General features: G+C 58.9%; 18 protein-coding genes. 7 read left to right on the forward strand and 11 right to left on the reverse strand.

Features of this window, described 5'->3' with window-relative positions:
• Positions 1-93: 93 nt before the first annotated feature.
• From glpD to HU731_RS21755, 4 genes are all read right to left on the reverse strand, one after another.
• Positions 94-1,632, reverse strand: coding sequence for a glycerol-3-phosphate dehydrogenase (gene glpD / locus HU731_RS21740; protein ID WP_186608803.1), 1,539 nt, complete (start codon positions 1,630-1,632; stop codon positions 94-96).
• A 259-nt stretch (positions 1,633-1,891) separates the two neighbouring features.
• A complete protein-coding gene (locus tag HU731_RS21745; protein ID WP_014717134.1) occupies positions 1,892-2,647 on the reverse strand; it encodes a DeoR/GlpR family transcriptional regulator in 756 nt (251 codons plus the stop codon).
• A gap of 73 nt (positions 2,648-2,720) precedes the next feature.
• Positions 2,721-4,226, reverse strand: a complete 1,506-nt coding sequence (gene glpK, locus HU731_RS21750) for a glycerol kinase GlpK (protein WP_186608804.1) — start codon at positions 4,224-4,226, stop codon at positions 2,721-2,723.
• A gap of 76 nt (positions 4,227-4,302) precedes the next feature.
• The gene (locus HU731_RS21755) at positions 4,303-5,160 is read right to left on the reverse strand and encodes an MIP/aquaporin family protein (RefSeq protein WP_014717136.1); all 858 of its coding nucleotides are present in this window, start codon (positions 5,158-5,160) and stop codon (positions 4,303-4,305) included.
• A gap of 326 nt (positions 5,161-5,486) precedes the next feature.
• Between HU731_RS21755 and ybaK the strand changes: the two genes are divergently transcribed.
• On the forward strand, positions 5,487-5,957 hold the full coding sequence (ybaK, locus tag HU731_RS21760) for a Cys-tRNA(Pro) deacylase (RefSeq protein WP_186608805.1): 471 nt from the start codon (positions 5,487-5,489) through the stop codon (positions 5,955-5,957).
• A 130-nt stretch (positions 5,958-6,087) separates the two neighbouring features.
• On the opposite strand, the gene HU731_RS21765 is transcribed toward ybaK, so the two are convergent.
• Positions 6,088-7,197 carry an ABC transporter ATP-binding protein gene (locus HU731_RS21765; protein ID WP_186608806.1) on the reverse strand — a complete coding sequence of 370 codons (1,110 nt, stop codon included), beginning with the start codon at positions 7,195-7,197 and terminating at the stop codon, positions 6,088-6,090.
• Positions 7,194-8,114, reverse strand: coding sequence for an ornithine carbamoyltransferase (gene argF / locus HU731_RS21770; RefSeq protein ID WP_186608807.1), 921 nt, complete (start codon positions 8,112-8,114; stop codon positions 7,194-7,196). Before argF ends, HU731_RS21765 begins: the two co-directional genes overlap by 4 nt.
• Before the next feature lie 432 nt (positions 8,115-8,546).
• Between argF and HU731_RS21775 the strand changes: the two genes are divergently transcribed.
• Positions 8,547-10,655: a molybdopterin oxidoreductase family protein gene (locus HU731_RS21775; RefSeq protein ID WP_186608808.1), complete on the forward strand. Its 2,109-nt coding sequence runs from the start codon at positions 8,547-8,549 to the stop codon at positions 10,653-10,655.
• A 77-nt stretch (positions 10,656-10,732) separates the two neighbouring features.
• Positions 10,733-11,059, forward strand: a complete 327-nt coding sequence (gene grxD / locus HU731_RS21780) for a Grx4 family monothiol glutaredoxin (protein ID WP_186608809.1) — start codon at positions 10,733-10,735, stop codon at positions 11,057-11,059.
• A 184-nt stretch (positions 11,060-11,243) separates the two neighbouring features.
• Here the strand turns inward: grxD and bfr are convergent, their stop codons facing one another.
• Positions 11,244-11,714: a bacterioferritin gene (gene bfr, locus HU731_RS21785; protein ID WP_012722487.1), complete on the reverse strand. Its 471-nt coding sequence runs from the start codon at positions 11,712-11,714 to the stop codon at positions 11,244-11,246.
• Between the two features lie 201 nt (positions 11,715-11,915).
• Positions 11,916-12,134: a bacterioferritin-associated ferredoxin gene (locus HU731_RS21790; RefSeq protein ID WP_003188977.1), complete on the reverse strand. Its 219-nt coding sequence runs from the start codon at positions 12,132-12,134 to the stop codon at positions 11,916-11,918.
• Positions 12,135-12,378: 244 nt separating this feature from the next.
• Between HU731_RS21790 and HU731_RS21795 the strand changes: the two genes are divergently transcribed.
• Positions 12,379-12,981, forward strand: coding sequence for a peroxiredoxin (locus HU731_RS21795; RefSeq protein ID WP_003172097.1), 603 nt, complete (start codon positions 12,379-12,381; stop codon positions 12,979-12,981).
• 653 nt (positions 12,982-13,634) lie between these two features.
• Here the strand turns inward: HU731_RS21795 and rnt are convergent.
• Together rnt and pyrC are read right to left on the reverse strand one after the other, a co-directional pair.
• On the reverse strand, positions 13,635-14,306 hold the full coding sequence (gene rnt / locus HU731_RS21800) for a ribonuclease T (protein WP_003188980.1): 672 nt from the start codon (positions 14,304-14,306) through the stop codon (positions 13,635-13,637).
• The gene (pyrC, locus tag HU731_RS21805) at positions 14,303-15,349 is read right to left on the reverse strand and encodes a dihydroorotase (protein ID WP_032893318.1); all 1,047 of its coding nucleotides are present in this window, start codon (positions 15,347-15,349) and stop codon (positions 14,303-14,305) included. The genes rnt and pyrC overlap by 4 nt, the downstream gene beginning before the upstream one ends.
• Before the next feature lie 156 nt (positions 15,350-15,505).
• Between pyrC and HU731_RS21810 the strand changes: the two genes are divergently transcribed.
• The 3 genes from HU731_RS21810 (at position 15,506) to HU731_RS21820 (ending at position 19,538) form a co-directional block, all read left to right on the forward strand.
• Positions 15,506-16,414 carry a flagellar protein MotY gene (locus tag HU731_RS21810; RefSeq protein ID WP_186608810.1) on the forward strand — a complete coding sequence of 303 codons (909 nt, stop codon included), beginning with the start codon at positions 15,506-15,508 and terminating at the stop codon, positions 16,412-16,414.
• Between the two features lie 659 nt (positions 16,415-17,073).
• A complete protein-coding gene (locus HU731_RS21815; RefSeq protein ID WP_003188984.1) occupies positions 17,074-18,291 on the forward strand; it encodes an argininosuccinate synthase in 1,218 nt (405 codons plus the stop codon).
• A gap of 614 nt (positions 18,292-18,905) precedes the next feature.
• The gene (locus HU731_RS21820) at positions 18,906-19,538 is read left to right on the forward strand and encodes a response regulator transcription factor (RefSeq protein ID WP_003188986.1); all 633 of its coding nucleotides are present in this window, start codon (positions 18,906-18,908) and stop codon (positions 19,536-19,538) included.
• A gap of 83 nt (positions 19,539-19,621) precedes the next feature.
• Here HU731_RS21820 and HU731_RS21825 read toward each other — a convergent pair whose 3' ends face one another.
• Positions 19,622-19,804 carry a PA3496 family putative envelope integrity protein gene (locus HU731_RS21825; RefSeq protein ID WP_186608811.1) on the reverse strand — a complete coding sequence of 61 codons (183 nt, stop codon included), beginning with the start codon at positions 19,802-19,804 and terminating at the stop codon, positions 19,622-19,624.
• Between the last annotated feature and the right edge of the window lie 7 nt (positions 19,805-19,811).

Below are 19,811 nucleotides of genomic sequence, written 5' to 3' on the forward strand. Positions count from 1 at the left end.
GAAAAACGCAAAAACGCCGCGTTTATGCTGAATAAACGCGGCGTTCTCAGGTTTTTCGCGAGCAAGCTCGCTCCTACAGTGTAGGGAGCGCGGTCAGGCGGCTTCGATCTTGCTGCGGCTCTGCTCGACCTTGGACAGGTAACGCTGCAGGTTTTCCTGCTCCTGCTCGGTGGTGAACAGGCCAAGCTTGGTACGGCGCCACAGCACGTCCTGCGGTTGTGTCACCCACTCTTCGGCGCACAGGTAGTCGACTTCGCGGGTATAGAGGCCGCCACCCAGGTGGTCACCCAGGTCGGCGAGCGATTGCACGCCCTCCAGCAGGCGCCAGGTGCGGCTGCCGTAAGTGGTGGACCAGCGGCGGGCGATCTCGCTCGGTACCCAGTCGAACTTGGCGCGGATGGCATCGGCCAGGGCTTCAGGGGTGCTCATGTTTTCGCCGCCGGGCAGGCTGGCCGTGGCTGTCCAGCTTGGGCGCATTTGGGTGAAGTACGGCGCCAGTTGGGCCATGGCCGACTCAGCCAGTTTGCGATAGGTGGTCAGCTTGCCGCCGAACACCGACAGGATCGGCGCTTCGCCGGTACCGCCGGACAAGGCCAGGGTGTAATCGCGAGTGATGGCCGATGGGTTATCCGACTCGTCGTTGCACAGCGGGCGCACGCCGGAGTAGGTGTGGACAATATCGTCACGGCTCAGTTGTTTCTTGAAGTGCGCGTTGACCACCTTGAGCATGTAGTCGGTTTCACCTTCGGTGATCGCCACTGCAGCCGGGTCGCCGGTGTATTCGCGGTCGGTGGTGCCGATGATGGTCAAGTGGTTCAGGTACGGAATGGTGAAGACGATGCGCTGGTCTTCGTTCTGCAGGATATGCGCGTGGGCGCCTTCGTACAGGCGCGGCACGATCAGGTGGCTGCCCTGAATCAGGCGGATGCCGTAGGGCGAATCCAGCTTCAGGTCGTCCTTGATGAATTTGGCCACCCACGGGCCGGCAGCATTCACCAGCGCGCGGGCGCGGATCGAGAACAGGCTGCCGTCGGCACGCTCCATGTTCATTTCCCACAGGCCGTTGCTGCGGCGGGCGCTCACGCAACGGGTCTGCGTATGGATGTGCGCGCCTTTCTCGCGGGCAGCCATGGCGTTGAGCACGACCAGGCGGGCGTCATCGACCCAGCAGTCGGAGTATTCGAAGCCTTGGGTGATTTCACTTTTCAGCGGGCTGTCGGCACCGAACTTGAGGCTTTTGGAGCCTGCCAGTTTTTCGCGCTTGCCCAAGTGGTCATACAGGAACAGGCCGGCGCGAATCATCCATGCCGGACGCAGGTGCGGGCGGTGCGGCAGTACAAAGCGCATTTGCTTGACGATGTGCGGGGCTTTGCCCAGCAGCACTTCACGTTCTGCCAAGGCTTCGCGCACCAGGCGGAATTCGTAGTGTTCCAGGTAACGCAGGCCACCGTGGATCAGCTTGCTGCTGGCCGATGAGGTGTGGCTGGCCAAGTCATCCTTTTCGCAAAGGAATACCGACAAACCGCGACCGGCTGCGTCTGCCGCAATCCCGACGCCATTGATCCCGCCACCAATTACGGCAACGTCATAGACTTCGGCAAGCGGTGGAGCAGGCAAGGTGGAAGGGTTCATCGGCTGGCCTCGCGATCTTTTCGTCTTGGAATTCGAACATTAATGTTCATTTGCGAAAATGGTAGCTGATAATTGCGGGCACAGCCACCCGACTTCGATTGAAAAAACTCATCGAAGGGTGGGGAAAGGAAGAATTATGAAAAAAGGTGAATGTGTTGGTGCGGGTGAGGCCGTTATCGCGGGCAAGCCCGGCTCCCACATTTGATCGAATTTCAATCTGTGGGAGCCGGGCTTGCCTGCGATGGCGTCTGAACAGGCGCTACACGACTTCCAGCCGCACCTTATGCTCATTCAACACCTGCACCAACGCCGGCACCGGCTGTTGGTCAGTCACCAGGCAATCCACCAGGCTGATCGGCCCCAGGCGAATCATGGCATTGCGCCCGAACTTGCTGGAGTCTGCCGCCAGAATCACTTGCCGCGCATTGGCGATGATTGCCTGGGAAACCCGCACTTCCTGGTAATCGAAGTCCAGCAGGCTGCCGTCCTCGTCGATACCGCTGATGCCCACCAGGGCAAAGTCGACCTTGAACTGGTTGATGAAGTCGACACTGGCCTGGCCCACCACACCACCGTCACGGCGCACATTGCCGCCGGTGAGCAACACATCGAAGTCGTCCTTGGCACTGAGCATGGTGGCGACGTTGAGGTTGTTGGTGATGATTTTCAGGTGGTTGTGATTGAGCAGCGCACGGGCGATGGATTCGGTGGTGGTACCGATGTTGATGAACAGCGAGGCGTGATCGGGAATCTGTGCGGCAATGGCTTCGCCGATGCGTTGCTTCTCGTCGCGCATCTGGTCGGCACGCATGGCGTACGCGGTGTTCTCGACACTGGAGTCATAGGCTGCGCCGCCGTGGTAGCGGCGCAACAGGTTGGCGTCCGCCAGCTGGTTGATATCGCGGCGGATGGTTTGCGGGGTGACAACGAATAGCTGCGCCATTTCCTCGATACTGACGTAGCCGCGCTCGCGGACCAGTTCGAGGATTTGTTGTTGGCGGGGAGGCAGATTCATGGGGCGTCCTTTGGGCTGCCATACAAAAGTGGCCCATGATGACGCAGGAATCCGCTCCCTGCCAGTTACAACCTTATTCAGCGCCTTCGTGCGGCTCCCAGTCACGGGTGCGGCTCACGGCTTTTTGCCAGCCGGCATAGAGTTTCTCTTTGGCCGCCTCATCCAGCTGTGGCTCGAACTCGCGTTCGATTACCGCCTTGCCGCGCAGCTCGTCCAGGCTGCCCCAGAAGCCACACGCCAGGCCGGCCAGGTAGGCCGCGCCGAGGGCCGTAGTTTCACGCATTTGCGGGCGTTCTACCTGGGTGCCGAGAATGTCGGCCTGGAACTGCATCAGGAAGTTGTTGGCAACCGCGCCGCCGTCCACGCGCAGGGCCTTGAGGCGTTCGCCCGAGTCCTGTTGCATGGCGTCGAGGACGTCGCGGGTTTGGTAGGCAATCGACTCCAGGGCTGCGCGAATAATGTGGTCGACGCGTACGCCACGGGTCAGGCCGAACAGTGCGCCACGGGCATACGGGTCCCAGTAGGGCGCGCCGAGGCCGGTGAAGGCGGGTACCAGGTACACGCCGTTGCTGCCCTTGACCTTGCCGGCAAAGTATTCGGTGTCGTGGGCATCGTTGATGATTTTCAGCTCGTCACGCAGCCATTGCACGGTGGAGCCGCCGTTGAAGACTGCGCCTTCCAAGGCGTAGGCCACCTCGCCGCGTGGGCCGCAGGCGATGGTGGTGAGCATGCCGTGCTTGGATTTCACCGCCTTGTCGCCGGTGTTCATCAGCAGGAAGCAGCCGGTGCCGTAGGTGTTCTTGGCCTGGCCCGCTTCCACGCACATCTGGCCGAACAGGGCGGCTTGCTGGTCACCGGCAATGCCGCCGATGGCGATGCCGCTCTTGGTGCGGCCGTAGATTTCCGATGACGACTTCACTTCCGGCAGCATTTCCCGCGGAATGTCGAGAATCTCCAGCATCTTCGCATCCCACTCCAGGGTGTGGATGTTGAAGAGCATGGTGCGCGACGCGTTGGTGTAGTCAGTGACGTGGGTCTTGCCGCCGGTAAATTTCCAGATCAGCCAGCTGTCGACGGTGCCAAACAGCAGTTCGCCATTGCGCGCACGTTCGCGGCTGCCTTCGACGTTGTCGAGGATCCACTTGAGTTTGGTGCCGGAAAAGTACGGGTCGGTCACAAGGCCAGTGGTGTCGCTGATGTATTGCTCATGGCCGTCGCGCTTGAGCTGCTGGCAGATCTCGGTGCTGCGGCGGCACTGCCAGACAATGGCGTTGTAGATCGGGCGGCCGGTGATCTTGTCCCAGACCACGGTGGTTTCACGCTGGTTGGTGATGCCGATGGCGGCCACCTGGTCATGGTGCAGGCCGGCCTGGGCCAGCGCTTCGACCATCACCGCGCTCTGGGTGGCGAAGATTTCCATCGGGTCATGTTCGACCCAGCCAGCCTGCGGGTAATGCTGGACGAATTCACGCTGGGCGGTACACACCACGTTGGCGTCACGATCGAAGATGATCGCCCGGGAACTGGTGGTGCCCTGATCAAGGGCAATGATGTAGTTCTTATTCTGAAGGTCGGTCATGTCAATTGCCTTGGACGAAATAAGGAAGTCAGAAATCAGCCTGGGCCGCGAAGGGCAGGGGACCAGGCTGGCGCTTTCAGGAAATACGAGTCTTGCCGTTGACAGCCGTGTCAGGTGTTTCTTCAGCGATAGCCGGTGCGGCGCTCGGCAGGTGGCGAGCAATCAGCCCGCGATAGGCCGCAGCACCGAGGCATGCGCCGACAATCGGGGCGAAAATCGGCACCAGGAAATAAGGAATATCGCGACCGCCAGTAAAGGCCATTTCACCCCAACCGGCGAAAAAGGTCATCAGCTTGGGCCCGAAATCCCGTGCCGGGTTCATCGCAAAGCCGGTCAGCGGGCCCATGGCGCTACCAATCACCGCGATCAGCAAGCCGATCAGCAGGGGCGCCAGGGGGCCGCGTGGCAGGCCGTTGTTGTCATCGGTAAGGGCCATGATCACGCCCATCAGAATGGCGGTGATGACCATTTCCACCAGAAACGCCTGGGCGGTGCTCAGCAGTGCATGGGGGTAGGTTGAGAACACCGAGGCCAATTCCAGGCTGGCTTGAGAGCCGCGGACCATGTGGTGGGTTTGTTCGTAATCGAAAAACAGATTGCTGTAGAGCGTGTACACCAAGGCGGCGGAGCAGAAGGCGCCGGCGACCTGGGCGAGAATATAGAAGGGCAGTTTGCGCTTTTCAAAATCGGCAAAGATGCACAGGGCGATACTGACCGCCGGGTTGAGGTGAGCCCCGGAAATACCGGCACTCAGGTAGATCGCCATGCTCACGCCGACCCCCCAGATGATACTGATTTCCCACAAGCCAAAGCTCGCACCCGCGACCTTGAGCGCGGCGACGCATCCTGTACCGAAGAAGATCAGCAGCGCGGTGCCCAGGAATTCGGCCATGCATTGGCTCGAAAGTGAAGGCTGTTGAAGAGCAGTTGTCATGGAAAACCTCAATTGTTGTTCTTGTCTTGCGCACGGCCTCAATGGGCAGTTGCGCGATATTCACCGCGACAAGGATCCCCATCCTGGGTCGCGGCTTATTGCAGGAGTACCAGAGGATTATTCCTACGGTATTCGGAAACGAAAAAATATAGACAAGAATGACCGCTGTCAAAGGTCGAAAGTGAACCATTGGTCATTTCCGAACTATTGGTGTGGTGAATGATCATGGTCAAGGTGCGCCGCTTTAGCGGTGATAGGACTGTGCTAGAGCGTTTCAGGCGGTCTTGGCCTAGAATTGGCCATCAGTTTGCCCGCCCGGAGCCGCTATGACCCCCGCATTGGACCTGTTGAAAAAAGTTCGCGCCGAACATCGTATTCACAGTTATGAACATGAGCCCAAGGCAGCATCCTATGGGCTGGAGGCCGCAGAGAAATTGAGCCTGGACCCGGCCCAGGTGTTCAAGACGCTGTTGGCGAGCAGCGAAAAGGGAGAATTGTTGGTGGCGGTGGTGCCGGTCGTCGGAAGTCTGGACTTGAAAGCCCTGGCTCAGGCGGCGGGTGTGAAGAAAGTCGAAATGGCTGACCCGGCAGCGGCGCAGCGCTCCACGGGTTATCTGCTGGGCGGCATCAGTCCGTTGGGGCAGAAAAAGCGGCTGCGCACGTTTATCGATGAAACGGCGCAACTCTTTGCAACGATTTTTGTCAGCGCGGGTAGGAGGGGGTTGGAAGTCGAATTGCCGGCGGCGGTGTTGGCGGAACACACCCAGGCCAAATTCGCACCGATCGGCCGGGCCTGATAAGCATTTTTTGAAGTCTATGAGGATCAAATGTGGGAGCTGGCTTGCCTGCGATAGCATCAACGCGGTGTAACAGATAATCCGAGTTGCATCGCAGGCAAGCCAGCTCCCACAGTTTGATCCGGTTTCGTCAGTGAGCGACGCTGTGGCGGCGCACGCCTGACTCAACAGCGGGAATCTGCGCCGCTGTGCTGCCGGATGCCTGGAACAACACCAGGTGCTCAGCCGCCACACGAATCCCCACCTCTGCGCCCACCTGGTGATCGGCATGGCTGGGGAAAATCGATTCCAATTGCGCGCCGGTCGGCAGTTGCAATCGGTACAAGGTCGAGGCGCCGAGGAAAGTCTTGCCGACGATCCGGGCTTTCAACGCGCTGTCCGGCGCATACACGATGTCGTCCGGGCGCAGCAGCACATCCACCGCAGCACCGGCTGGCAAGGTATAGGCTCGGTTGCCGCGCAGGTCGCCCAGTTCAGTGCTGACCGATTCCGGCGAGTTCAGCCGACCACGGATGAAATACCCCTGGCCGATGAAACTGGCGACGTAGGGCGTTTGCGGTTCGTGATAGAGGTTGTAGGGCGTGTCCCACTGCTCTAGGCGGCCTTCCTTGAAGACCCCCACGTGATCGCTGACGGCGAAGGCTTCTTCCTGGTCATGGGTCACCAGAATCGCACTGGTGCCGCGTGCCTTGAGGATGTCACGCACTTCATGGCTGAGCTTGCGGCGCAGTTCGCCATCGAGGTTGGAAAAGGGTTCATCCAGCAACAGCAGTTGCGGCTCCGGCGCCAGGGCCCGGGCGAGAGCGACGCGTTGTTGCTGACCACCGGAAAGCTCATGGGGGAAGCGCTTGCCCAGGTTCTTCAAGTTGACCAGTTCCAGTAACTCGGCAACTACGCGCTCTTTTTGCGGGTGTTTGCGAATGCCAAAGGCGATGTTGTCAGCCACGCTCAGGTGCGGGAACAACGCGTAGTCCTGGAACACCATGCCGATGCGACGTTTCTCCGGTGCCAGAGTGAAACCGGCACGGGAGATGACGTCGCCCGCCAGGCTGATTTCGCCTTCATGCACCGGCTCAAAGCCTGCAATGGCGCGCAGGGTGGTGGTCTTGCCGCAGCCCGAAGAGCCGAGCAGGCAACCGATATCGCCGGCGTTGAGGTGCAGGTTGAGGTTCTGCACCACGCGTTGGTCTTGATAGCCGCATGCCAGATTGCGCAGGTTCAGCAGTAATGGCTGGCTCATGCGTGGTGGTACGACGGTGGTACGAGGAATTCGAGCAAGGCTTTTTGCGCATGCAGGCGGTTCTCGGCCTGATCCCACGCGACTGAGCGCGGATCGTCGAGCAGGTCCTGGCTGATTTCTTCGCCACGGTGGGCGGGTAGGCAGTGCATGAACAGCACGTCCGGCGCGGCCAGGTCGAGCAATGCGCGGCTCACCTGGAACGGCGCGAACTGGGCCAGGCGCTTGGCGGTTTCGTCTTCCTGGCCCATGGAGGTCCAGACGTCGGTGCTCACCAGGTGCGCGCCGATCACTGCGTCTTTTGGATCGCGTAGCAGTTGCACACGACCGTCGGCCTTGGCCATGAACTCGGCGCTGGGCTCGTAGCCTTCAGGGCAGGCGATACGCAGGTGGAAGTCGAACTGGATCGCCGCTTCTATATAACTGTTGCACATGTTGTTGCCATCGCCGATCCAGGCCACGGTCTTGCCTTGGATCGAGCCACGATGTTCGAGGAAGGTTTGCATGTCGGCCAGCAACTGGCAGGGGTGCAGGTCATCGGACAGGCCGTTGATCACGGGCACACGGGAGTTGGCGGCAAATTCGGTCAAGGTGCTGTGGGCGAAGGTACGGATCATCACGGCGTCGAGCATGCGCGACATCACGATGGCGCAATCGCTGATCGGCTCGCCACGGCCCAATTGGGTGTCTCGCGGTGACAGGAAGATCGCTTGGCCACCCAGCTGGATCATGCCGGCTTCGAACGACAGGCGTGTGCGTGTCGAGGACTTTTCGAAAATCATCCCCAGTACACGGTTTTTCAATGGCTCAAACAGTACGCCGCGGTTACGCAGGTCTTTAAGCTCAATGCCTCGACGGATCACGCTGACCAGCTCTTCGGGCGTGCAATCCATCAGGGAGAGAAAGTGCCTTGCGCTCATCATTAACTACCTTTTGCAACAGACCGCAGATACTCAAAGCCTTGTTTATTGCGACAACGGGCGAGACCTGCGGCGAAAGCCGCACGGGGCGACGAAATAGGGGAAGACGCGATATTGACATTAAATGTCGCGTTTTACCAATAGGGCTACGGCTTAAGGGGTGTTCAAGCAGGGCGCTGGCGCGCGTTTGAAGACGATTTCCTGACAGCAGCGAGCCATTTGTACACTGGCGTCCAGGCCTTTTGCAATGCGCGGGGGCGGGCTTGGGCCAGGCCGCGTCGGTTTCAGCGCCTGTGGGCCGGGTTTCTGAAACATTTGCTCATGCTTAGCCATGCCCTGGCCTATGCCCGTCGATTCACAACGCGAAGGTTGCTGGCGCCCCACGGGCGTGCGGCCCATAGTTGAGCCAAAGCCCCTATAAAGAGACTGGCCATGACCAAGACTCTCCACCACCGTGCCTGCCACCTGTGCGAAGCCATCTGCGGCCTCACCCTGGAAACCACCCACGCCGAAGACGGTAGCCTGTCGATCACCTCGATCAAGGGCGACCCCCTGGACAGTTTCAGTCGCGGCCACATATGCCCCAAGGCCGTGGCCCTGCAGGACATCCAGAACGACCCGGACCGTCTGCACCAACCCATGCGGCGGGTGGGCAGCCAATGGCAGCCGATCGCCTGGGATGACGCCTTTGCCCTGGTGGCCGAGCGGCTGGCGGGCATTCAGGCGCGGCACGGCCAGAACGCGGTGGCGGTGTATCAGGGCAACCCCAGCGTGCATAACTATGGGTTGATGACCCACAGCAACTACTTTCTAGGGCTGTTGAAGACGCGCAATCGTTTCTCCGCGACCTCGGTAGACCAACTGCCTCATCACCTCACCAGCCACCTGATGTACGGCCACGGCCTGTTGTTGCCCATCCCCGACATCGACCAGACCGATTTCATGTTGATCCTCGGCGGCAACCCGCTGGCCTCCAATGGCAGCATCATGACCGTGCCCGATGTTGAGAAACGCCTCAAGGCCATTCAGGCGCGGGGCGGCAAAGTGGTGGTGGTCGACCCTCGGCGCAGCGAGACGGCGGCCATCGCCGACCAGCACTTGTTCGTACGCCCCGGCGGCGATGCGGCGTTGTTGTTTGGGGTGCTCAACACTTTGTTCACCGAGGGGCTGACACGCGACAGCCATTTGCCGGTGGAAGGCCTGGGCGAGGTGCGCAGGGCCATTGCCGGCTTCGATGCCGAGGCCATGAGCCGCCAGTGTGCGGTGCCTGCCGAACAGATTCGCCAGTTGGCCAGGGACTTCGCGGGCGCTGACAGGGCTGTCTGTTATGGCCGCATGGGCGTCTCGACCCAGGCGTTCGGTACGCTGTGCCATTGGCTGGTGCAACTGATCAACTTGGTGACCGGCAACCTGGACCGTGTCGGCGGCGCGCTCTGCACCAGCCCGGCGGTAGACCTGGTGGCCTCCACCAGCGGCGGCCATTTCAACCGCTGGCAGAGCCGCGTGTCCGGGCGCCCTGAGTATGGCGGAGAACTGCCAGTGTCGGCCCTGGCAGAAGAAATGCTCACCGAGGGGGAAGGCCAGATCCGCGCCCTGGTGACGGTGGCCGGCAACCCGGTACTGTCCACGCCTAACGGTCGCCAATTGGAGCAAGCCCTGGACGGGTTGGAGTTCATGGTCAGCATCGACCTGTATATCAACGAGACCACGCGTTATGCCGACCTGATCCTGCCTTCCACCTCGGCGCTGGAAAACGATCACTACGACACCACCTTTAATCTGTTCGCGGTGCGCAATGTCACACGCTTCAATCACGCCGTCCTGCCCAAGCCGGAAGGTGCGCTGCATGACTGGGAAATCTTTGTCGGCTTGGCCCAGGCGTTTGCGGCGCACACTGGCGCGGTGCTCAAGCCCACCCTGCCACCGGCACAGATGATCGACTTTGGCCTGCGTGCGGGTGCCTATGGTGACGCATCCAGTCATAAACTCTCGGTGGCGATGCTGGCGGATCATCCCCATGGCGTGGACCTGGGGCCGCTCAAGCCCAACCTCGCGGCACGTTTGAAAACCGCAGATGCCAAGGTGCAAGCGGCACCGGCCGTGATCCTGGCAGACCTGACGCGTTTCGCCGCGCAGCCGGTGCCGGTGGCCGACGAACTGCTATTGATTGGCAGGCGGCATGTGCGCAGCAATAATTCCTGGATGCATAACTATCACCGGCTGGTGAAGGGTAAGCCACGCCATCAACTGCTGATGCACCCCGATGATCTGGCTAGCCGTCAGTTGAGCGATGGCCAGCGGGTGCGGGTGAGTTCGCGTATCGGTATGGTCGAAGTGGAAGTAGCGGCCAGCACGGACATGATGCCGGGTGTGGTCAGCCTGCCTCACGGTTGGGGACATGGTCGTCCGGGCGTGCAGATGAGCATCGCAAGCGGCCAGCCGGGGGCGAGTGCGAATGACTTGACCGACGAGCGGCAATTGGATGAGTTGTCGGGGAATGCGGCGCTCAACGGCGTACCGGTGAAGGTGGCGGCGGCCTGAGCATCCTGCTGGATTTTTGCGTTACAATGCGCCACCGTGCCGACCCGTGAGTCGCAAAGTTCCTGCAGAGGTGTTCCATGGATATCATCGAAACGATCAAAGAGCAGATTGCCAACAACACCATTCTGCTTTACATGAAAGGCGCTCCAAACGCGCCTCAGTGCGGTTTCTCCGCGAAAGCGTCCCAGGCCGTCATGCAATGCGGCGAGAAGTTCGCTTACGTGGATATCCTGCAAAACCCTGAAATCCGCGCCAACCTGCCAAAGTACGCCAACTGGCCGACTTTCCCGCAGCTGTGGGTAGCCGGTGAGCTGGTTGGCGGTAGCGACATCATCACTGAAATGGCAGCTGATGGTTCGCTTCAAGCGCTGATCAAAGACGCGGCGGCCAAGACTGGCGCCTGATGCGTCTGTAAAGGCCACGCAATAAAAAGCCCCGCTTCTCACAAGAGAGCGGGGCTTTTTTGCTTTTCTGTAGGAGCGAGCTTGCTCGCGAAGGTCCCCCAGGCAACGCGTTAAATCAGATGCGCTGCGTTATCGTTGACGTTCTTCGCGAGCAAGCTCGCTCCTACAGTGATAACAAGCGCAGTTATTCGCCCATCTGCGATTGCAGGTAATTCTCCAGGCTGACCTTGTCGATCAGGCCCAACTGGGTTTCCAGCCAGTCGATATGCTCTTCCTGGTCTTCCAGGATATCTTCCAGCAGTTCACGGCTGCCGAAATCGCCCTTGGTTTCGCAGTGAGCGATAGCGGCCTTCAGGTCACTGTGGCTCTTGCGCTCAAAGCCCAGGTCGCTGCTGATCATTTCCTGAGTGTGCTCGCCGATGTTCAGCTTGCCCAGGTCCTGCACGTTCGGCAGGCCTTCCAGGAACAGGATACGCTTGATCAGCGCGTCGGCGTCCTTCATGGCTTTGATCGATTCTTTGTATTCTCGCTTGCCGAGCTTTTCCAGGCCCCAATCGTCGTACATGCGTGCATGCAGGAAGTACTGATTGATCGCGACCAGTTCATTGGCAAGGATTTTGTTGAGTTGCTGGATGACTGAGATGTCGCCTTTCATGACTGGGGTCCTGCCCTGTAATAGCTGTGTATAGGGCGGAGTCTGAGCGGTGAAAATCCTAGTGTCAAACCTAAGTTATTGAATAATAAATGAAAATTAATCGGAATAAGAATGTTTGTGTTCCGCGTCTTGGCGCTAACTAATTGAATTACAGGCATAAAAAAACCGGACACTAGGTCCGGTTCTTCAAAACATGCCAGTTCAGGCGTGTTTAAATTCTGCTGGGTAGGGGAGCGCGGCCTGGGCAGTCTGCAGCTGCGTCAGGGTTTCCCGTACCACTTGCTTGGCCAGGCAAGCACATTTGCCACACTGGCTGGCAACGCCGGTGGTTTCACGTACTTCTTTATAGCTGCAGCAACCTTCGTAGATTGCTTCGCGGATTTGTCCGTCGGTGACGCCAGTGCAGAGGCAGACATACATAAGTGAGAACCGTCGCGGGTTTGAGGCTTAAGTGCGATGGATCTTAATGTTAACGAGAATGATTGTCAAAATAGTTTCATCCCCAATCCAGTGCACATTGCCCATGCGCTGACGAACGGTTTTTTCGGTGTATGATGGTCGGTCTTTACGAAGCGTGATTGCGTCATGTTTCTGTCGATTTTCACCGGCAGACTCGACCTGTCCTTTTACTTCAATCGTCACCCCCTACATCAGGAGATATCCAATGAGCGTACTCGTCGGTAAACAAGCCCCGGATTTCGACGTACCAGCCGTGCTCGGCAATGGCGAAATCGTTGACAGCTTCAAACTGTCTGAAGCCATCAAAGGCAAATACGGCCTGGTGTTCTTCTACCCGCTGGACTTCACCTTCGTCTGCCCTTCGGAGCTGATCGCCCTGGACCACCGCATGGACGATTTCAAGGCGCGCAACGTTGAAGTGGTCGCGGTTTCCATCGACTCCCATTTCACGCACAACGCCTGGCGCAACACCGCCATCAATGACGGCGGCATCGGCAAAGTCAAATACACCATGGCTGCCGACATGAAGCACGACATCGCCAAGGCCTACGACGTTGAGTCCGAAGGCGGCGTGGCGTTCCGTGGCGCGTTCCTGATTGATGACAAGGGCGTTGTGCGCTCGCAGATCATCAACGACCTGCCGCTGGGTCGCAACATGGAAGAGCTGATCCGCCTGGTCGACGCGCTGCAATTCCACGAAGAGCACGGCGAAGTCTGCCCTGCCAACTGGAAAAAAGGCGACAAAGGCATGAACGCTTCGCCAGAAGGCGTTGCGGCATACTTGACCGAGAACGCTGGCAAGCTGTAAGCCAACTTCACGGTATAAAAAAACCGGCCTGAAAAGGCCGGTTTTTTTGTGGGTGGGGACTTGCTCCCGTGACGGCCTGACAGCCGACGCCTATCGACCTGACACCCCACAGTCCAAATGTGGGAGCTGGCTTGCCTGCGATGGCGGCCTGCCAGCCGACACTTCTCACCTGACACCCCACAGTCCAACTGTGGGAGCGGGCTTGCTCGCGAAGGCGGCCTGGCAGTCAACACAGTTGGATTGTGTGCATATCCATTGCTGCGGTAACGGCTACTTAGGGTTCCGCTCTGACAGCGGGTCACTTTTGGAAAAGAGCCCGGAATGCCGGCCCAGCCAAAAGTAACCAAAAGGGCTCTTGCCCCACCACTCGGCACCTCGCTTAGGCTCGGTGTGCCCGAACACAGGCTTGAATCCGTGGGCCGCCGCCACGCGCCATCCATGGCGCGGGGCGGCTAACCCGGCGTCCTGCCGGGTTACCCACGAATTCAAGCCTGCGTTCGGCCAGCGTGGTTTGACGGGGCGCTTAAGATCAAAAGCAGATCAAGAGCAAGAGCGGCTCGCTTCGCATCGTGGTTACCGTCGGCTGCGACAACCTACAAAATTGCGTAGATACCTATGCTCATCGGGGGCAAGCCCACACCCACATTGGAGCCTCAATCGTTGAAGTCTTCCCAGCCACCCATCTGTTTCCAGCGATTGACGATGCCGCAGAACAGCTCGGCAGTCTTCTCGGTGTCGTAGCGGGCCGAGTGGGCTTCACGCCCGTCAAAGTCGATACCGGCGGCCTGGCAGGCTTTGGCCAGGACGGTCTGACCGTAGGCCAAGCCGGCAAGGGTGGCGGTGTCGAAGCTGGAGAACGGGTGAAACGGATTGCGCTTCATGTCCAATCGCGCCACGGCGGCGTTCAGGAAGCCCAGGTCGAAACTGCTGTTGTGGCCGACCAGAATTGCGCGTTTGCAGCCATTGGCCTTCAACGCCTTGCGCACGCCACGGAAGATATCGGTCAGCGCCGCTTCTTCACTCACCGCCATGCGCAGTGGGTGATCGAGCTTGATCCCGGTGAATTCCAGGGCAGCGGCTTCGATATTGGCGCCTTCGAACGGCTCGACGCGAAAGAAATGCGTGTGCTCCGGGTACACAAAACCCTGTTCGTCCATGCCGATGGTGGTTGCGGCAATTTCCAGCAAGGCATCGGTGGCGCAGTTGAAACCACCGGTTTCTACGTCGATGACGACCGGCAGATAGCCGCGAAAGCGCTCGGCCATCGGATGGCGCGAGCCGCCACCGCCGTGCTCTTGTTCGTCGTCGTAATGGTCTTCACTCACTTGCTTTCCTCCAGCAGGCGCCAGCGCAGTGTTTCACCGGCGCGCAGCGGGATAACGGTCAGCTCGCCAAAGGGCAGGCTGGCAGGGGCGGTCCAGTCTTCACGAACCAGGGTAATGCGGTCGGTATTCGCCGGCAGGCCGTAGAAACGCGGGCCGTTGAGGCTGGCAAAACCTTCGAGTTTGTCCAGCGCGTTACGCTGTTCGAATGCTTCGGCGTACAACTCGATGGCGGCAAATGCCGTGTAGCAGCCGGCGCAGCCGCATGCAGCTTCCTTGGCGTGCTGGGCGTGGGGCGCCGAGTCGGTACCGAGGAAGAATTTCGGGCTGCCGCTGGTGGCGGCATCCAGCAGGGCTACCTGATGGGTGTTGCGCTTGAGGATCGGCAGGCAGTAGAAGTGCGGCCGAATCCCGCCCACCAGCATGTGGTTGCGGTTGTAGAGCAGGTGATGGGCGGTGATGGTCGCGCCAACGTTGGCCGACGCCTCGCTGACGAACTGCACGGCATCGGCGGTGGTGATGTGTTCAAACACCACTTTGAGCGTGGGGAACAGCTCGACCACACGACGCATGTGTTCATCGATGAAGATTTTTTCGCGATCGAACACGTCCACATCGCCACGGGTGACTTCCCCGTGGATCAGCAACGGCATGCCGACTTCCGCCATGGCTTCGATCGCCGGCAGGATCTTGTCGATACTGGTTACACCGGAATCGGAGTTGGTGGTCGCGCCTGCCGGGTACAGCTTGGCGGCGTGCACATAACCGCTGGCCTTGGCTTCACGGATTTCTTCAGGCTGGGTGCGGTCGGTGAGGTAGAGCACCATCAACGGTTCGAAGCGGCTGCCGGCCGGTCGTGCAGCGAGGATGCGCTGGCGATAGGCGTCGGCCTCTGCGGCATTGCGCACCGGAGGTACCAGGTTAGGCATGATGATGGCACGGCCAAACGTGCGGGCCACGTCGGCCACGGTTTGGGGTAACGCAGCACCATCGCGAAGATGAATATGCCAGTCGTCGGGACGCAGCAGGGTCAGGCGGTCGGACATTGGGGATTCCAGGCGGGTCAATCTGGTGGGAATGCTACCGGAAAAGACTCTTGCAGGCACTCGCTATCAAGTTTTGCCGGATGCTACCGATATCTCCGGGTATGCCTTAACGATGTATGACGCTGTGAAGTGTTGTAGAAACCCATGGAGCCTCCCGTGCGCCAGTATTATCTAGCCCTGCTCAGTGTGTTCGCCAGCCTGCCTGCGGCGGCCCTCACGTTCCAGACACGTCTGGAGAATATTGAGTGGAAGGTAGAGGGCGATCAGTTCGAGTGCCGCTTGACCCAGCCGATCACCGATTTCGGTTCTGGTGAATTCGTACGCCGGGCGGGCGAGCAGGCCACGTTTCGTCTGAAAACCTATGGCAGCAGCCTCGGCGCCGGCTCAGCAACCCTGCTGGCTGCTGCCGCGCCGTGGCAACCGGGCCGAGGTGATATCAACCTGGGGGCCGTGCGTGTCGGCAGCGGCGACGTGCTGTTCAATAGCTCCCAGGCCCAGGCCGGTCGCCTGTTCACGGGCTTGCTCGAAGGGCGCAGCCCGACGGTGCGGCATTACGGGCGTGAAGGTGGTTACTCGGAAATTCGCCTGCTGCCGGTAAAATTCAACAAGGCGTACAACGATTATCAGCTGTGCACCACCAAGCTGTTGCCCATGAATTACGACCAGGTCAAACAGACCGAAGTGGGCTTTCCCGGTGGCGGCATTGAGCTGGACGCGGCGGCCAAGAAGAAGTTGTCCGTGATCCTGGCCTTCATGAAGGCCGATCCCACGGTCAATCATGTCGAGTTGAACGGCCATTCCGACAACAGCGGCAACCGCCTGACCAACCGCGACGTATCGCGCCGCCGTGCCCTGGCGGTGATGGACTACTTCAAGGCCAACGGCATCCAGGAATCGCAGATCACGATGCGCTTCCATGGCGAAAGCTACCCCTTGGCGCCCAACACCAATGCCGCCAACCGTGCGCGTAACCGCCGTGTGAATATTCAGCTTGAGCGGGTGGCTGCCCCTGAGAAGCCGGCGCCCCAGGCCGCTGCGCCGAGCAACCCGGCGGCTACCTCATAAGCATGGGTAGCTGCACAACTTCGGTATGACGCCGAAACTGTGGCGAGGGAGCTTGCTCCCGTGACGACCGAATAGCCGACGCCTATCTATCTGACACCCCACGATCCAAATGTGGGAGCTGGCTTGCCTGCGAAGGCGGCCTGACAGTCAACACAGTTGGACCGGGTACATATCCGTTATTTAGGTAACGGCCACTTAGGGTTCCGCCCTGACGGCGGCTCACTTTCGAAAAGCGCGAAAGTAAGCAAAGCGCTCTTGCCCCACCACTCGGCACCTCGCCTAGGCTCGGTGTGCCCGAACACAGTCTTGAATCCGTGGGCCGCCGCCACGCGCCATCCATGGCGCGGGGCGGCTAACCCGGCGTCCTGCCGGGTTACCCACGAATTCAAACCTGCGTTCGGCCAGCGTGGTTTAACGGGGCGCCTGAGATCAAGATCACAAGCAGATCAAGAGCAAGATCAAGAGCGACTCGCTTCGCATCGTGGTTACCGTTGAACGCTACAAGGTTGTGCAAATACCTCTGCTCCATAGAGGCGACCATCGGTCGCCCACTCGACATAATCTGTCGCTTTATCTTCATTTGCTGTCGCGCCCCTGTAATTTCGCGGTTTTGATCGGTAGAATCGTCGCCTTTCCGTACAACCCCGTGGAGTGATGGCATGGCCGACGTAAACAAGGTCGTTCTCGCGTATTCCGGCGGCCTGGACACTTCGGTGATCCTCAAGTGGCTGCAGGATACGTATAACTGTGAAGTGGTGACCTTCACCGCTGACCTGGGTCAGGGTGAAGAGGTCGAACCTGCACGTGCCAAGGCGCAAGCCATGGGCGTGAAAGAGATCTACATTGACGACCTGCGCGAAGAGTTCGTCCGCGATTTCGTTTTCCCGATGTTTCGCGCCAACACTGTCTACGAAGGTGAGTACCTGCTGGGTACCTCCATCGCACGTCCACTGATCGCCAAGCGCCTGATCGAGATCGCCAACGAAACTGGCGCCGACGCCATTTCCCACGGCGCCACCGGCAAGGGCAACGACCAGGTCCGTTTCGAACTGGGTGCCTACGCACTCAAGCCAGGCGTGAAAGTCATTGCGCCGTGGCGTGAATGGGACCTGTTGTCCCGTGAAAAGCTGATGGATTACGCTGAAAAGCACGCCATCCCGATCGAGCGTCATGGCAAGAAGAAGTCGCCGTACTCGATGGACGCCAACCTGCTGCACATTTCCTATGAAGGCGGCGTGCTGGAAGACACCTGGACCGAGCACGAAGAAGACATGTGGAAATGGACCGTCTCCCCGGAGAACGCTCCAGACAAGGCCCAGTACCTGGAACTGACTTACCGCAACGGCGATATCGTCGCGCTGGACGGCGTTGAAATGACCCCGGCCACCGTATTGGCGACCCTGAACCGTATCGGTGGCCAGCATGGTATTGGCCGTCTCGACATCGTCGAGAACCGTTACGTGGGCATGAAGTCCCGTGGCTGCTACGAAACCCCAGGCGGCACCATCATGTTGCGCGCCCACCGCGCCATCGAATCCATCACCCTGGACCGCGAAGTCGCTCACCTCAAAGACGAGTTGATGCCCAAGTACGCCAGCCTGATCTACACCGGTTACTGGTGGAGCCCAGAGCGTCTGATGCTGCAGCAGATGATCGACGCCTCCCAGGCTCACGTGAACGGTGTCGTACGCCTGAAACTGTACAAGGGCAACGTGATCGTCACCGGCCGCAAGTCCGATGAGTCGCTGTTCGACTCCAACATCGCCACCTTCGAAGAAGACGGCGGTGCCTACAATCAGGCGGACGCGGCAGGCTTCATCAAGTTGAACGCACTGCGCATGCGCATTGCTGCCAACAAAGGCCGCTCGTTGTTCTGATCGTGCGCCTGTTGTGAAAAATGGCCCCTTGTGCAAGGGGCCATTTTTTTTGGCGCGGATTTTAGAGGCTGTGCTGTTTATTAGTGTTTAGCTTGTGTTTAAGGTTTTTTCCGTAACTTGCGCAATTATTTTCCGGTTTTATCTTTTTGTTTTTAAGGTTGAATGAATTTTTACATCTGGGGAGGAACTATGTCTGACAGAAAATTCACTCATGTAGCTGCAATGGATATGTGAACTGTTGAATTTTCTGTAGGAATTGTGGAAGTGTTGAAATATGTTAAATGGAACTAATGGGGACGGTTTTTCCGGGGCGGTTTGCGGGCATCATTGCGACAAGCAAGGGGCATTTCCTGAAAGTCTTGTGCGGCACGTTTACCTTCAGGGGCTTATGCTCAAGACATTTCACTCAAAATATGTGCGCGCCGAGAAAGGTCTGAAAGCAACCATAAAGCTCCAAGCATCTAAGTTGGCGATTTTTTGTAGGTTAATTCCTATCTTCTTGTGGGTTGGGTCTCTGCCTGCTCTTGCTCGGGGTGGAATGCTATGCCAACTAGTAATCGACTAGGCTATTGTGTTTGCTCTAAATAATTCGAACAGCGAAATTGGACTTTCTCATGAATAAAGTGCTGATCGTGGATGATCATCCCGTCATTCGTCTTGCTGTGCGCATGCTAATGGAGCGTCATGGTTATGAGGTCGTTGCCGAGACTGATAACGGTGTCGATGCGTTGCAACTTGCACGGGAACATATGCCGGATATTGTGATACTGGATATCGGAATCCCCAAGCTTGACGGCCTGGAAGTTATTTGTCGGCTGGCTTCAACCAAGCAAGCCGTCTCGTTCAAGGTGCTGGTACTGACGTCCCAGGCGCCTGGCCATTTTTCCATGCGCTGCATGCAGGCGGGCGCCGCCGGCTATGTGTGCAAGCAGCAGGATCTGACGGAGTTGCTCAGTGCCATCAAGGCGGTGCTTTCCGGCTATAGCTATTTCCCGAACCAGGCGCTCAATTCGGTGCGCTCAACCATGGGCAATGCCAGTGAAGCTGACATGGTCGAACGCTTATCGGGGCGGGAGATGATGGTGCTGCAGCAACTGGCGCGTGGCAAAACCAACAAGGAGATTGCCGATGGCATGTTCCTCAGCAACAAAACCGTCAGTACCTACAAGACGCGCTTGCTGCTCAAGCTCAATGCCCGGTCCCTTGTGGACCTGATAGAACTGGCCCAGCGCAACGGCCTGGTCTAGGAGGATATTGCACCCCTTGAATACCCGTGTAACCGGCAGAAAAAAGCCTCCGTCAGGGAGGCTTCCGGCCGTCAACGGCTCGATCAGAAATCGAAGTCGTAATCGGCCAGCTGTTTTTGCAAGCGTCGCTCTTCCAGAAGATTGTCGATAGTGCGGCGTTTGCTCAAATTGGTCTTGGCCACCTCTGGCACAGGTGTTTCTACCACCTCATCGTCATCCGACGCAACGAGGTCGTCTTCCAGGTCTTCTTTGCTGCCAGCGCTCATAAGGTCA

Source organism: Pseudomonas salmasensis (assembly GCF_014268375.2).
Taxonomy (GTDB): Bacteria; Pseudomonadota; Gammaproteobacteria; order Pseudomonadales; family Pseudomonadaceae; genus Aquipseudomonas; species Aquipseudomonas salmasensis.

What these genes read in the sequence shown, in the direction of transcription:
- glpD (WP_186608803.1), bottom strand. Translation starts at nt 1,632, where the DNA reads ATGAACCCTTCCACCTTGCCTGCTCCACCGCTTGCCGAAGTCTATGAC.
- HU731_RS21745 (WP_014717134.1), bottom strand. Translation starts at nt 2,647, where the DNA reads ATGAATCTGCCTCCCCGCCAACAACAAATCCTCGAACTGGTCCGCGAG.
- glpK (WP_186608804.1), bottom strand. Translation starts at nt 4,226, where the DNA reads ATGACCGACCTTCAGAATAAGAACTACATCATTGCCCTTGATCAGGGC.
- HU731_RS21755 (WP_014717136.1), bottom strand. Translation starts at nt 5,160, where the DNA reads ATGACAACTGCTCTTCAACAGCCTTCACTTTCGAGCCAATGCATGGCC.
- ybaK (WP_186608805.1), top strand. Translation starts at nt 5,487, where the DNA reads ATGACCCCCGCATTGGACCTGTTGAAAAAAGTTCGCGCCGAACATCGT.
- HU731_RS21765 (WP_186608806.1), bottom strand. Translation starts at nt 7,197, where the DNA reads ATGAGCCAGCCATTACTGCTGAACCTGCGCAATCTGGCATGCGGCTAT.
- argF (WP_186608807.1), bottom strand. Translation starts at nt 8,114, where the DNA reads ATGAGCGCAAGGCACTTTCTCTCCCTGATGGATTGCACGCCCGAAGAG.
- HU731_RS21775 (WP_186608808.1), top strand. Translation starts at nt 8,547, where the DNA reads ATGACCAAGACTCTCCACCACCGTGCCTGCCACCTGTGCGAAGCCATC.
- grxD (WP_186608809.1), top strand. Translation starts at nt 10,733, where the DNA reads ATGGATATCATCGAAACGATCAAAGAGCAGATTGCCAACAACACCATT.
- bfr (WP_012722487.1), bottom strand. Translation starts at nt 11,714, where the DNA reads ATGAAAGGCGACATCTCAGTCATCCAGCAACTCAACAAAATCCTTGCC.
- HU731_RS21790 (WP_003188977.1), bottom strand. Translation starts at nt 12,134, where the DNA reads ATGTATGTCTGCCTCTGCACTGGCGTCACCGACGGACAAATCCGCGAA.
- HU731_RS21795 (WP_003172097.1), top strand. Translation starts at nt 12,379, where the DNA reads ATGAGCGTACTCGTCGGTAAACAAGCCCCGGATTTCGACGTACCAGCC.
- pyrC (WP_032893318.1), bottom strand. Translation starts at nt 15,349, where the DNA reads ATGTCCGACCGCCTGACCCTGCTGCGTCCCGACGACTGGCATATTCAT.
- HU731_RS21815 (WP_003188984.1), top strand. Translation starts at nt 17,074, where the DNA reads ATGGCCGACGTAAACAAGGTCGTTCTCGCGTATTCCGGCGGCCTGGAC.
- HU731_RS21820 (WP_003188986.1), top strand. Translation starts at nt 18,906, where the DNA reads ATGAATAAAGTGCTGATCGTGGATGATCATCCCGTCATTCGTCTTGCT.
- HU731_RS21825 (WP_186608811.1), bottom strand. Translation starts at nt 19,804, where the DNA reads ATGAGCGCTGGCAGCAAAGAAGACCTGGAAGACGACCTCGTTGCGTCG.